The organism is Bradyrhizobium canariense (assembly GCF_019402665.1).
GTDB lineage: Bacteria > Pseudomonadota > Alphaproteobacteria > Rhizobiales > Xanthobacteraceae > Bradyrhizobium > Bradyrhizobium canariense.
On the sequence record NZ_VSST01000044.1, the window covers coordinates 173,050 to 186,032 of the forward strand.

Annotated in this window: 10 protein-coding genes; 9 read left to right on the forward strand and 1 reads right to left on the reverse strand. The window is 63.5% G+C overall.

Annotated elements, in window-relative coordinates; all coding sequences use genetic code 11:
• Window positions 1-7: 7 nt before the first annotated feature.
• Window positions 8-913, reverse strand: a complete 906-nt coding sequence (serB, locus tag FXB41_RS24350) for a phosphoserine phosphatase SerB (RefSeq protein WP_007600981.1) — start codon at window positions 911-913, stop codon at window positions 8-10.
• An 11-nt stretch (window positions 914-924) separates the two neighbouring features.
• Between serB and miaA the strand changes: the two genes are divergently transcribed.
• The 9 genes from miaA (at window position 925) to FXB41_RS24395 (ending at window position 12,977) form a co-directional block, all read left to right on the forward strand.
• A complete protein-coding gene (miaA, locus tag FXB41_RS24355; RefSeq protein ID WP_219683473.1) occupies window positions 925-1,881 on the forward strand; it encodes a tRNA (adenosine(37)-N6)-dimethylallyltransferase MiaA in 957 nt (318 codons plus the stop codon).
• A 330-nt stretch (window positions 1,882-2,211) separates the two neighbouring features.
• Window positions 2,212-3,987, forward strand: coding sequence for an acetolactate synthase 3 large subunit (locus tag FXB41_RS24360; protein ID WP_007600983.1), 1,776 nt, complete (start codon window positions 2,212-2,214; stop codon window positions 3,985-3,987).
• Between the two features lie 154 nt (window positions 3,988-4,141).
• A complete protein-coding gene (locus tag FXB41_RS24365) occupies window positions 4,142-5,125 on the forward strand; it encodes a threonine dehydratase (protein ID WP_219683474.1) in 984 nt (327 codons plus the stop codon).
• Window positions 5,126-5,148: 23 nt separating this feature from the next.
• Window positions 5,149-5,691, forward strand: a complete 543-nt coding sequence (gene ilvN / locus FXB41_RS24370; protein ID WP_007600986.1) for an acetolactate synthase small subunit — start codon at window positions 5,149-5,151, stop codon at window positions 5,689-5,691.
• A gap of 3 nt (window positions 5,692-5,694) precedes the next feature.
• Window positions 5,695-6,384, forward strand: a complete 690-nt coding sequence (locus tag FXB41_RS24375; RefSeq protein ID WP_007600988.1) for a class I SAM-dependent methyltransferase — start codon at window positions 5,695-5,697, stop codon at window positions 6,382-6,384.
• Between the two features lie 189 nt (window positions 6,385-6,573).
• A complete protein-coding gene (locus tag FXB41_RS24380) occupies window positions 6,574-7,470 on the forward strand; it encodes an EamA family transporter (RefSeq protein ID WP_007600990.1) in 897 nt (298 codons plus the stop codon).
• Window positions 7,471-7,472: 2 nt separating this feature from the next.
• Window positions 7,473-8,075 (forward strand): LysE family translocator, encoded by a 603-nt coding sequence (locus FXB41_RS24385; RefSeq protein WP_007600991.1) that lies wholly within the window; start codon window positions 7,473-7,475, stop codon window positions 8,073-8,075.
• Between the two features lie 147 nt (window positions 8,076-8,222).
• Window positions 8,223-9,242, forward strand: coding sequence for a ketol-acid reductoisomerase (ilvC, locus tag FXB41_RS24390; protein WP_007600992.1), 1,020 nt, complete (start codon window positions 8,223-8,225; stop codon window positions 9,240-9,242).
• 351 nt (window positions 9,243-9,593) lie between these two features.
• Window positions 9,594-12,977 (forward strand): bifunctional diguanylate cyclase/phosphodiesterase, encoded by a 3,384-nt coding sequence (locus tag FXB41_RS24395; RefSeq protein ID WP_246649119.1) that lies wholly within the window; start codon window positions 9,594-9,596, stop codon window positions 12,975-12,977.
• Window positions 12,978-12,983 lie beyond the last annotated feature (6 nt).

Here is a 12,983-nt window from a genome sequence, read left to right on the forward strand (position 1 = left end):
GAGGAGGCTACGCCTCCACGAACTCCTCGCGCCGATACCCCTGCGCATACAGCAGCGCGGTGAGATCGCCATGATCGATCCGGGCTGCCGCAGCCGCGGCCACCGCAGGCTTGGCATGATACGCCACGCCCAGCCCAGCCGCCTGGATCATCGCGAGATCATTGGCGCCGTCGCCGACCGCCAGCGAGTCGACGTCGTCGAGATCGAACGACTCCATCAGATCCACCAGCGTCGCGAGCTTTGCCGCGCGCCCCAAAATCGGCTCCTTCACCTCGCCGGTGAACTTGCCGTCGCGGACGACGAGCTCGTTGGCGCGGTTCTCCTGGAAACCGATCCTGGTGGCGACCGCACTGGTGAACAGTGTGAAGCCGCCGGAGACGAGACAGGCATAGGCGCCATGGGCGCGCATGGTCGCGACCAATTCGCGGCCACCCGGCGTCAGCGTAATGCGCTTGGCCAGCACCTCGTCGACGGCACTGGCGGGGAGGTCTTTGAGCAGCGCGACGCGCTCGCGCAGCGCCGGCTCGAACTCGACCTCACCGCGCATCGCACGCTCGGTGATGGCTGCCACATGGGCCTTCACCCCGACGCAATCGGCGAGCTCGTCGATGCATTCCTGGCCGATCATGGTGGAATCCATGTCGGCGAGAAAAAGCTTCTTGCGCCGGAAGCCGACTGGTTGCACCACGATATCAATCGGTAGGTCGCCGCGAAGCTCGCGGAGCCGCTGTTCGATGGCGTGACGGTCGCCTTCGAGGTTACTGTCGGCGCCGAAGGGGATGTCGACTGCCACCCCGTCGAACAGCCAGTGCGCGGGAGCTGCCTGAGGCAGCACGGCGCGGGCGCCGTCGACGATGGTCGAGTCGAGCGCGGGGTTATTCGGGTTGCAGATCAGCGTGGCAACGAGGGACATTTGAGGTTTTCGTGAGCGAGGGGCAAGTCGGCAGAGGGCATGTTGGCAAGGCCGTGCTTATCGCAGGCCCGACCGCCAGCGGCAAGTCGGCGCTCGCGATCGAGCTTGCGCTCGCTGCGAACGGGGTCGTGATCAATGCCGATTCCATGCAGGTCTACCGCGACCTCCGCATCATCACCGCGCGCCCCACCCTAGGCGACGAGGCGCAGGTGCCTCATCGCCTGTACGGCCATGTCGATGCGGCCGTGAATTTTTCGGCCGGAGCCTGGGTGAGTGACGCGGCGAGGGCGCTTGAAGAGGCGCAAGCCGAAGGCCGCCTGCCGATCTTCATCGGCGGCACCGGGCTGTATTTCAAGGCGCTGACGGCGGGCCTTTCCGTGGTGCCGCCAATCCCCGCCGAGGTGCGCGAGGACGTCCGGGCGCGGCTGGAGCGGAACGGCGTTGAGGCGATGCACGCGGAACTCGCAGCCGCCGATCCCAGGGCGGCCGAGCGATTGAACCTGCGTGACCGCACGCGCATTGCGCGCGCGCTCGAAGTGGTCGAAGCCACCGGCCGTTCGCTGCTGGACTGGCACCATGAGGGGCAGCCGCCGCTCTTGCCCAAGGACAGTTTTCGCGCTGTGTTCCTCGCGCCCGAGCGCGACGACCTCTATGCGCGCATCGACGCCCGCTTTGATGTCATGTTGGAGGCCGGCGCGCTGGAGGAGGTCGAGCGTCTCGCCGCCCGAGACCTCGATCCGTTGCTGCCGGCGATGAAGGCTCACGGCGTGCCGGCCCTGGTCCGGCATCTGCGTGGTGAGCTCAGCCTGGAGCAGGCGGCCACCATCGGCCGCGCCGACACCCGCCACTACGCCAAGCGGCAGTTCACCTGGTTTCGGCACCAATTGCCCGAATTCGAGTGGGTGAAGCCGGAGGGGGTGCGGGGCTGGCTGGCGGCGGCGGTGAACGCGGCCCGGGACCCCGGTTGATACGCTTTTGTGCCTCGGTCGCCGAATTTACCTCTCGCCCAACCCCGGGAACGCCGCTACACTGCCAAAATCGCGCAGGAACGGCCGCATCGCCTTGACATCCGGGCTTTGGCCGCTATGTTTCGCGCAACCTTTGGGAAGCCGAGCCGCCGCCATGCGTAATATTATTACCAAACTCCTTATCGCCGTCGTACCCAGGCACACCGCCGGGGGTGGCTAGCTGCCATCCACATGACAGGCGGTGTGCATGGGCCCTCTTCGGGGCCTTTTTTATTTCCGAAAACCCGACACGAACGAAGCCGCTGACAACAGCGCATCCGGAGCAAGCCAATGAGCGACAAGAGCCACGATCCGAACCAGATGACCGGCGCCGCAATGATCGTCCGCGCGCTCATCGATCATGGCGTGACCGACATTTTCGGCTATCCCGGCGGCGCGGTGCTTCCGATCTACGACGAGATCTTCCAGCAGAGCGAAGTCCAGCACATCCTGGTCCGCCACGAGCAGGGGGCGGGCCACGCCGCCGAGGGCTATGCGCGTTCGACCGGCAGGCCGGGCGTTGCACTGGTGACCTCCGGCCCCGGCGCCACCAACATGGTGACGCCGCTCACCGACGCGCTGATGGACTCGATCCCGCTGGTCTGCATCTCCGGCCAAGTGCCGACGCATCTGATCGGCAACGACGCGTTCCAGGAATGCGACACGGTCGGCATCACGCGCCCCTGCACCAAACACAACTGGCTGGTGCGCGACGTCAACGATCTCGCAAAGGTGCTGCACGAGGCGTTTTACGTTGCGACCACGGGTCGGCCGGGCCCGGTGCTCGTCGACGTGCCCAAGGACGTGCAGTTCGCGACCGGCACCTATCATCCGCCGCGCAAGTCCGACGTGCATCGCTCCTACGCGCCGCGCGTGAAGGGCGATGCGACGCAGATCCGCAAGGCCGTGGCGCTGCTCGCAGGCGCCAAGCGCCCCGTGATCTACAGCGGCGGCGGCGTGATCAATTCCGGTCCCGAGGCCACCAGGCTGCTGCGCGAGCTGGTCGAGGTCACCGGCTTTCCGATCACCTCCACGCTGATGGGCCTCGGCGCATATCCCGCGTCGGGCAAGAGCTGGCTTGGCATGCTCGGCATGCACGGCACCTACGAAGCCAACATGACCATGCATGATTGTGACGTCATGCTGTGCGTCGGCGCGCGCTTCGACGACCGCATCACCGGCCGCGTCGATGCGTTCTCGCCGGGCTCGAAGAAGATCCACATCGATATCGACCCGTCCTCGATCAACAAGAACATCCGCGTCGACGTGCCGATCATCGGCGACTGCGGCAACATCCTCGGCGACATTCTCCAGGTGTTCAAGGCGGAGGCGAAGAAGCCCGACATCAAGGCCTGGTGGCAGCAGATCGCGCAGTGGCGCGCCCGCAACTCGCTCTATTACAGGAAGAGCAACGACGTCATCCTGCCGCAACACGCGATCCAGAGCCTGTTCGAGGCGACGCGCGGCAGGGACACCTACATCACCACCGAGGTCGGCCAGCATCAGATGTGGGCCGCGCAGTTCTACGGCTTCGAGGAGCCGCATCGCTGGATGACCTCGGGCGGTCTCGGCACCATGGGCTACGGCCTGCCGGCCGCGGTCGGCGTGCAGGTTGCCCATCCCGACAGTCTCGTCATCGACATCGCGGGCGATGCCTCGGTGCAGATGACGATGCAGGAGATGTCGACGGCGGTGCAGTACGAGCTGCCGATCAAGATCTTCATCCTGAACAACCAGTACATGGGCATGGTGCGGCAGTGGCAGCAGCTGCTCCATGGCAACCGGCTGTCGCATTCCTACTCGGAGGCGATGCCGGACTTTGTCAAGCTCGCGGAAGCCTATGGCGGGGTCGGCATCCAGGTGCACAAACCCGGCGATCTCGACGGCGCCATCCAGGAGATGATCTCGGTCAAGCGCCCGGTGCTGTTCGACTGCCGCGTCGCGTCGCTGGAAAATTGTTTCCCGATGATCCCCTCCGGCAAGGCGCACAACGAGATGCTGTTGCCGGAGCAGGCGAACGACGAAGCCACCGCAAAGGCGTTCGCCGGCGGAAAGGCGCTTGTGTGAGCGTGATCGTCACAAATTCCGCTGTCATCGCCCGGCTTGACCGGGCGATCCAGTATGCCGCGGCCTCTCGATCGCTCTCGGGGGCCTCTGGAATACTGGATCCCCGCCTTCGCGGGGATGACAGTCGCGAGAGATGGAGTGATGAGAAGGTGAAATGTTCGACCTGAACGAACTCGGACGCGCACATGCGATCGTGGGGCAGGCGGTGCCGCCGACGCCGGCGCACGCCTGGCCGCTGCTCGCCGAGCGGCTCGGCACGCAGGTCGTGGTCAAGCACGAGAATCACACGCCGACAGGCGCCTTCAAGGTGCGCGGCGGGTTGGTCTATCTCGATCGGCTGAAGCGCGAACGGCCGAACATTCCGGGCATCATCTCGGCGACGCGCGGCAATCATGGTCAGAGCCTCGCTTTTGCGGCGAGCCGCCATGGCGTGCCTGCCGTGATCTATGTGCCGCGCGGCAATTCGGTCGAGAAGAACCGCGCGATGAAGGCGTTTGGCGCAGAGCTCGTTGAACATGGCGAGGACTTTCAGGCCGCACGCGAGGAGGCCGGGCGCCACGCGCAGTTCGCCGGACTGCACATGGTGCCGTCGTTCCATACGGACCTGGTGCTGGGCGTGGCGACCTATGCGCTCGAAATGCTCCGGGCCGCTCCCGATCTCGACGTCCTCTATGTGCCGATCGGGCAGGGCTCGGGGATCTGCGGCTGCATCATGGCGCGCGATCTGCTCGGCCTGAAGACCGAGATCGTCGGCGTGCAGTCGACCGAGGCGCCGTCCTACGCGCTGTCGTTCGCGGCGGGCCACGTCGTGACGACCGAGACCAGCAACACGCTCGCGGACGGCATGGCGACGCGGATTCCCGATCCGGAAGCGCTCGCGGTCATCCTCAAGGGCGCCTCGCGTATCGTCCAGGTGACGGACGATGAGATCGCGCTCGCGATCCATGCGCTCTGGACCGATACGCATAATCTCGCCGAAGGCGCCGGCGCCGCCGCGCTCGCCGCAGCGCTTCAGGACAAGTCAAGACTGTCGGGCAAGCGCGTCGGTCTCGTGCTGTCAGGCGGCAATATCGATTTCGATCTGTTCCGCGGTTGGGTCGGGACGGATGCGCCGGTCGCTGATCGGGCAACGGCGTAAAGACGAGAATAGAGGGGACGACAATGAACCAGCCCGCATCCGCCTACTTCATCGAGGAGCGCCACGACCCGAACGAGACACACACGCTTTCGGTGCTCGTGCAGAACGAGCCCGGCGTGCTCGCGCGCGTCATCGGACTGTTCTCGGGGCGTGGCTACAACATCGAAAGCCTCACCGTCTCGGAGACCGAGAGCCAGAAGCATCTCTCGCGCATCACCATCGTCACCACCGGTACGCCCATGGTGATCGAGCAGATCAAGCATCAGCTCGACCGCATGATCCCGGTCTATCGTGTCGTCGACATGACGCTGACCAAGCGCTCGATCGAGCGCGAGCTCGCAATGGTCAAGGTGCGCGGACAGGGCGAGCATCGCGTCGAGGCGCTGCGGCTGGCGGACGCGTTCCGCGCCCGCGTGATCGACGCCACCACCGAGAGCTTTGTGTTCGAGATCACAGGCAATACCGAGAAAATCAATCAGTTTATCGACCTGATGCGTCCGCTTGGCCTCGTCGAAGTGTCGCGCACCGGTGTTGCCGCGATTGGTCGCGGGCCTGAAGGAATGTGAGCCATGCTGGCGCGCGACTGGTATTACAACGAGCGGAACCGGATGGGGATCGGGCCCGCTGTGGCGTCGATCTACGACAGCCACGACGATGCTGATCTACGGGCGCGCGCCGCGCTGAAAATGCTCGGCGTCCAGCGCGGCTGGCGCATCGCCGATATCGGTTGCGGCAACGGCGTGCTCGCGACCGAGGCTGCGCTCATGGGCGCCGAGGTCGACGCCATCGACATCTCGCCCGCGATGCTGGCGCTCGCCGAGATCTACGCGCGCGACCGCAAGGCGCCCGTGCGCACGCAGTCCGCCGGCCTGCTCAGCTTCGCCTACCGGCCGGAATCCTATGACCTGATCGTCAGCGAGTTCACGCTGCACCATCTGCCGGATTTCTGGAAGGCGGTGGCGATGTCGCGGATCTATCGCGCGCTCAAGCCCGGCGCCACGTTCTATTTGCGCGACATCGTCTACGCATCGATGCCCGATGTGCTCGAGCGCGACGTCGAGCAATGGGCCGACTTCGAGATCAAGAACCACGATGTCCCGCGTGAAAGCGTCGTCACCCACATGCGCGACGAGTATTCCACTTTTGGTTGGGTCATGGAGCGGATGCTGACCGACGTCGGCTTTACGCTGGTCTCGGCCGATTACCACGCCCCGATGCACGGCACTTATCTGCTGCGAAAACCCAATTCTTCCACGTAAAGGCCGGCGAGCAAGGCTAAAGCTGTGAGAGCAAACTGCAACTACGATGTAGCTGCGCTCCCTCCCCCGCTTGCGGGGGAGGGCTGGGGAGAGGGTGTCTCCGCAATCGAGAATCCCCAAGAGGAGAGAACCCTCACCCGCGCCTTCGGCGCGACCTCTCCCGCAAGCGGGAGAGGTTAGGAGTTTGGAATGAAGCCGGCCGACATCCTCATCGCCATCCTGGTGGCGATCATCTGGGGGCTTGCCTTTGTGGCGAGCCGGATCGCGCTCGACGAATTTTCGCCGGAGCTGATGACGGCGATGCGCTTCACCATTGCCGCGGTCCCGTGCCTGTTCATTCGCAAGCCGAAAGTCGCCTGGTCGCTCCTGATCGCGATCAGCTTTACGCTCTTTCTCGGCCAGTTTCTGAGCCAGGCCTATGGCATCGCCCATGGCGTGCCAGTCGGATTGACTTCCGTCGTCGTGCAGAGCCAGGCGCTGTTCACGGTCGGCTTTGCCGCGATCGCATTCGGCGAGCGGCCGACGCCGGTTCAGACGCTGGGCATCGTCATCGCAGCCGTCGGGCTTTTGATGATCTGCGGCACGGTCGGCTATGATTTCAGCGTCGGTGCCTTCGCCGTGCTGATGATCGCGCCGGTCAGCTTTGCGCTCGGTAATATCCTGCTGAGGGGCGCTCGCGGCGTGCCGATGTTCGATCTGTTCGCCTGGTTGTGCCTCGCCACCGCGGTGCCGCTGTTCGCGCTCACGCTGGTCGTCAATGGACCGTCGCCGACCTGGCAGTCACTGATCCACATGTCGCTCACCGGCCTGATTTGCCTGCTGTTGATCGGCGGCATCTCCACCAGTATCGCCTATTGGCTGTGGGGCCGGCTGCTGCGTGACTATCCCACCGCGCAAGTGGTGCCGTTCGCGCTGCTGGTGCCGTTCGTCGGCTCGGCCGCGTCCAGCATCATGTTCGGCGAGCGCTTCGGTCCGCTGCGCCTTGCCGGCATGCTCACGGTGATCGGCGGTATCGCTGTGATGGTGCTGGCGAAGCGCCCCGAGGCGGTACCCCAGAGGACCGCAGCCGAAGGCCGCGTGAGGTAAGCATGTCCCAGTCGCTGCTGTATGCCTTCCTCGCCTTCATGGCCGTGATGTATTTCACGCCTGGGCCGAACAACATCATGTTGCTGTCCTCGGGGCTGACTTATGGCTTCCGTCGCACGATTCCCCACATCGCCGGCGTCGTCATCGGCTTCGCCTTCATGATTGCAGCGGTCGGCTTCGGGCTCGGCACAGTGTTCCTGGCTTATCCGATCCTGCAGACCATTCTAAAATATGCCGGTGCCGCCTACCTGGTCTACCTCTCCGCCGTGATCGCTTTATCGGGTCCGGCGAAGCCGGGCGAGGGAGACGGCCGGGGTCCGATGACCTTCCTGGGCGCCGCCATGTTCCAATGGATCAACGCAAAAGGCTGGGTGATCGTGATCGGCACCATCACCGCCTATGCGGCTATCGCCCAATTCCCGCTCAACATCGCGATCCAGACCTTGATCAGCCTGCTCGTGGGCACGGTCTCGACGGTAGCCTGGGTCTTCTTCGGCACCGCATTGCGGGCGGTCCTGACCTCCGTGCGGCTGGTCCGCGCCTTCAACATCCTGATGGCCATCCTGCTGCTGGCGTCCCTCTATCCCGTGGTCATGGATGCATGATGCCCCGACTTTCCATGCAGAAACGGGTTTCCCAGGGGGCCGAAAATGCTCTAGACAGCCCCCGAAATCCGCAAATTTCACCGTCCGAGACCTGACTGACAAGACCTGACCAACGGCCGATTTCGGCCCCTGAACGAGGAAACGACCATGCGTGTTTATTACGATCGCGACGCCGACCTGAACCTGATCAAGGGCAAGAAGGTCGTCATCGTCGGCTATGGCAGCCAGGGCCACGCCCATGCGCTGAACCTGAAGGATTCCGGCGTCAAGGACGTGGCGATCGCGCTCCGCAAGGGTTCGGCCTCGGCCAAGAAGGCGGAAGCTGCCGGCTTCAAGGTGATGGAAGTCGCCGAGGCCGCCAAATGGGCCGACCTCGTCATGATGCTGACCCCGGACGAGCTCCAGGGCGACATCTACCGCGAGCACCTGCATGACAACATGAAGAAGGGCGCCGCCCTCGTCTTCGCGCACGGTCTCAACGTCCACTTCAACCTGCTCGACCCGCGCGCCGATCTCGACGTTCTCATGATCGCGCCGAAGGGCCCCGGCCACACTGTGCGCTCGGAGTATCAGCGCGGCGGCGGCGTGCCCTGCCTGATCGCGATCGCCAAGGACGTCTCGGGTAACGCCCACGACCTCGGCCTGTCCTACGCCTCCGCCGTCGGCGGTGGCCGTGCCGGCATCATCGAGACCACCTTCAAGGAAGAGTGCGAGACCGACCTGTTCGGCGAGCAGGTGGTGCTCTGCGGCGGCCTGGTCGAGCTGATCAAGGGTGGCTACGAGACGCTGGTCGAAGCCGGCTACGCCCCGGAGATGGCCTATTTCGAGTGCCTGCACGAAGTGAAGCTGATCGTCGACCTGATCTATGAAGGCGGCATCGCCAACATGAACTACTCGATCTCCAACACCGCGGAGTACGGCGAGTACGTCACCGGTCCGCGCATTGTCACCGACGAGACCAAGAAGGAGATGAAGCGGGTTCTGAACGACATCCAGTCCGGCAAGTTCGCCCGCGACTGGATGCTCGAGAACAAGGTCAACCAGACCTCGTTCAAGGCGACCCGCGCCAAGCTCGCCGAACACCCGATCGAGGAAGTCGGCGCCAAGCTGCGCGACATGATGCCCTGGATCAAGAAGGGCGCTCTGGTCGACAAGAGCAAGAACTAACGGCAACGACGTGGTTACCGGGGGCGCGACGGAGCGCCCCCGGGCCTCCGTCCATCTTCGCCGGTTTCCCGCGCTTGCGCGGACGCCGGCCTTGGAATGACGTGGCGAGACGCCGTCCCGCCTCCGCGCGATCTCGCTAATGATCTTAGCTCACCGCGCACGCGAGGCGCCCTGCTGAAACCGGTTCTACACGGTAGTATGGTGCGTTTTTCTAAGCTTTTTCGAACATTGCGACACAGTTACTGCCGTAGTTCCGTACGATTACGGAGTGAATTAGCGATAGGCAACTCAACCAAATCTTAGTGCGACCGGGCGATGGTGGAAGCTGATCGCTCGAACCACAGAAATGTAATGCTGAGAGCTTGGCGAAGGCTGGCCGGGTCGCCAGGATCGTCCGTCACGATCCTGGGGCTGCTGTTTTCTTTCGTTGTCGTCACCCTGTTTCTGGTTGATCTGGCTGCTCGCTATCGAGAAGCGGTCGCCTCTGCGAAAACCGATGCTCTCAATCTTTCGGCCATCCTGGCCGAGCATGCCGCAGTGACGTTCGAAGACATCGATCGTGTCCTGCTCGAGGCGCAGGCAATCCGCAACGATTCCTTGTCCGGAAAATACGCCGACGCCGGCGCGGCCAACACCGCGCTCCGTCAACTGGTCAAGAGCTCGTCGATCCTGGTCGCGGTTGGTTGGACCGACGCATCCGGAGCCGTCGTTGCGCACTCCTACGACCGTGCGCCGCCGCGCGGCAACATCTCCGAAATGCCGCACTTCATCGCGCAACGCGATGGCGCTGGCACCGAGTTGTTCGTTGCGCCGCCCTATCGGTCGGCAGGCGGTGATAAATGGTTCAGTGCGGCGTCGCGCCGGTTGAACAATTCGGATGGGAGCTTTGCGGGCGTCGTGACCGCGCCATTGGATCAATCCTATCTGTTGAAGATCTATCGCAAGATCAATCTGGGCCCGGGCGGCTCCGTCGTGTTGATCCATCGCAACGGACGGATCCTGGCGCGCGTGCCGGAACAGAAAGATGTGCTGGGCATGTCTGTTGCTGGCGGCCCGATGTTTACCCAGTATCTGCCAGTCTCGGAAGCGGGCTCATACGAACTGACGAGTCCCGTCGACGGCATCAACCGCATTGCGGCCTACAAGGCCGTATCCGGGCTGCCGCTGGTTCTGGTCGTGACCTATTCGCGTGATTACGTGCTGCAGCCGTGGTATCGGCATCTCTACACCTTCGGCCCGCCGGCTGCCGCGATCGTCACCATCATCCTGATCGGAACCTTGCTGCTGCGACGGCAAACAAACGCACTCGCGGCCGCGAGTTCCCGTTTCGACGCGGCGTTGAGCAACATGCCGCATGGGCTCAGCATGTTCGACGCCGATGAGAAGCTGCTGATCGCCAACAGCCGCTATCGTGAGATGTATGATCTCACTGAGGCGCAGGTCGAACCTGGAACGCCGCTCGGCAGCATCGTCGGCCACTACAAGAGCGCCGGGGGTGATCTCGACGTCAAGGAATTCCTCGACGGCGCAAGACACCGGACTCCGAAGATCGTCATGCTCGCCGATGGCCGGATCATCTCGATCGTGCGTACGCCGATGCAGGATGGTGGCTGGGTCGCGACCCATGAGGACATCACCGAGAAGCGGCGCGACGAGACCTTGCTGGCGGAAAATGCTGCCGAGCTAAAACGCATCAACACGCGTTTCGACGTCGCCATCAGCAACATGTCCCAAGGGCTCTGCCTGTTCGATGCAGACAAAAACCTCGTGGTATCGAATAGTCGCTATCAGCAGATGTACGGTCTGCCCGACGAACTCGTCAGGCCCGGTACGCCCCTGCAACTCATATTGCAGCACTACGTGGATCGCGGCGAAGCCAGTCCGCTCAGCGTCGACCAGCATGTCCGGCTGATGCCGACCCAGCGCCAGCAGGACTACGAGCTGAGAGACCACCGGCAGATACTGATCCAGCGCAAGCCGTTGCCGGATGGCGGCTGGGTCGCGACGCACGAAGACGTCACCGAGCAAAAGAGCGCCGAGAGAATGTTGGCGCAGAAGGCCGCTGAACTCGAGGCGATCAACATGCGCTTTGATGCCGCCCTCAACAACATGGCTCAGGGGCTTTGCATGTTCGATGCGGAGCAGAGGATCGTGGTGTCGAACGCGCGCTATTGCGACATTTACCATATTGACCCCGATCGGATAAGGCGCGGAACCACACTGGCGCAAATTCTCGAATATCGCCGCGAGCAAGGCACGCATTTCGTCGATGTCGCGCCGGAGGTCTATCTCGATCAGAACGTCAAGCAGCTCAGTGAGACGCGGGAGCTTGCGGACGGACGGGTGATCGCGATTGCTCGCCACATGATGCAGTACGGCGGTTGGCTCACGACCCACGAGGACATCACCGATCGGGCGAGAAACGAGAAGCGGATCGTATATCTGGCCCAGCACGATCTGCTCACCGGCTTGGCGAACCGCGCCGTGTTTGCGGAAAAGCTCGATGAAGCGGCAAGGCGGTCGCAGCGTCGTGGCACGACGTTTACCGTGCTGATGCTCGATCTCGACAGGTTCAAGCTCGTCAACGATACGCTCGGTCACGCCGCAGGCGATCAGCTGCTGATCGAGGTCGCGCAGCGACTGAGCTCATCACTGCGAGATACCGATGTGCTGGCCCGCCTCGGTGGCGACGAATTTGCGATCATCCAGGAGAACGAAAGCGATCAGAGAGAAGGTGCCATCGCGCTGGCGCTGAAGATCATTCGTCTGGTCGAGCAACCGTTCGATCTTGGCAGCAACCGTGTCAGCGTCGGTACCAGCATTGGCATCGCGTTCGCGCCCGAGCACGGCATCGACGCGGAGATATTACTACAGAAGGCGGACGTCGCGCTCTACGCGACGAAATCCTCAGGCCGGAATGATTTCCGAATCTTCCAGCCGGAAATGACCGTGGCTGCCGACACACAGAAGTCGATGGAGGGCGAGTTGCGGGAGGCGATGGCCCGCGACGAGTTCGAGCTGCACTACCAGCCGGTGATCGAGGCCGGAACGCGCGCGCTGACCGGGCTGGAATGCTTCGTGCGATGGCACCATCCATCGAGGGGCGTGCTGGCGCCTTCGCAGTTCCTCGATGTCGCCGAGCAGGCTGGATTGATGCTGCCGCTCGGTGAATGGATCTTGCAACAGGCCTGCCTGGACGCGGCCGCTTGGCCGGCGCACATCAGAGTCGCCGTCAACATGGGTGCCGCCCAGTTCCACAGGAGTAATGTGCTCGACGTCGTGCTGTGCGCGCTGGTTGAATCGGGATTATCGCCCGAACGCCTCGAACTCGAAATTCCCGACGCTGCGCTCTTGGGCGGGAATCCTGCGGCTCACTTGCTTGCGGTCCGACAACTGAAGAACCTCGGTGTCGGCGTCGTCCTCGACAATTCCGGGCTAGGCTATTCCGCGGCCAGCTACCTCCAGAGTTTCCCATTCGACAAGTTCAAGATCGACCGGGCGATCGTGCAGGGCTGCACGACGCGAAGGGATTGCGCCGCGGTCGTCGCCTCCGCTGTGGCATTGGGGCGCGGTCTTGATGTCACGACGGTGGCCAAGGGCGTCGAGACCCCAGCGCAGTTGGACGCCCTCCTTGCGGCAGGAGTGGACTACGTACAGGGCTATCTGATCGGACGGCCCGTGCCGAATTCCGAAATCTGTTTCGATTCACCGTTACAGGCGCGAAACGTCGCGTGATCCCAT

Coding starts and splice junctions, on each gene's coding strand:
- serB (WP_007600981.1), bottom strand. CDS start 913: ATGTCCCTCGTTGCCACGCTGATCTGCAACCCGAATAACCCCGCGCTC.
- FXB41_RS24360 (WP_007600983.1), top strand. CDS start 2,212: ATGAGCGACAAGAGCCACGATCCGAACCAGATGACCGGCGCCGCAATG.
- FXB41_RS24365 (WP_219683474.1), top strand. CDS start 4,142: ATGTTCGACCTGAACGAACTCGGACGCGCACATGCGATCGTGGGGCAG.
- ilvN (WP_007600986.1), top strand. CDS start 5,149: ATGAACCAGCCCGCATCCGCCTACTTCATCGAGGAGCGCCACGACCCG.
- FXB41_RS24375 (WP_007600988.1), top strand. CDS start 5,695: ATGCTGGCGCGCGACTGGTATTACAACGAGCGGAACCGGATGGGGATC.
- FXB41_RS24380 (WP_007600990.1), top strand. CDS start 6,574: ATGAAGCCGGCCGACATCCTCATCGCCATCCTGGTGGCGATCATCTGG.
- FXB41_RS24385 (WP_007600991.1), top strand. CDS start 7,473: ATGTCCCAGTCGCTGCTGTATGCCTTCCTCGCCTTCATGGCCGTGATG.
- ilvC (WP_007600992.1), top strand. CDS start 8,223: ATGCGTGTTTATTACGATCGCGACGCCGACCTGAACCTGATCAAGGGC.
- FXB41_RS24395 (WP_246649119.1), top strand. CDS start 9,594: ATGCTGAGAGCTTGGCGAAGGCTGGCCGGGTCGCCAGGATCGTCCGTC.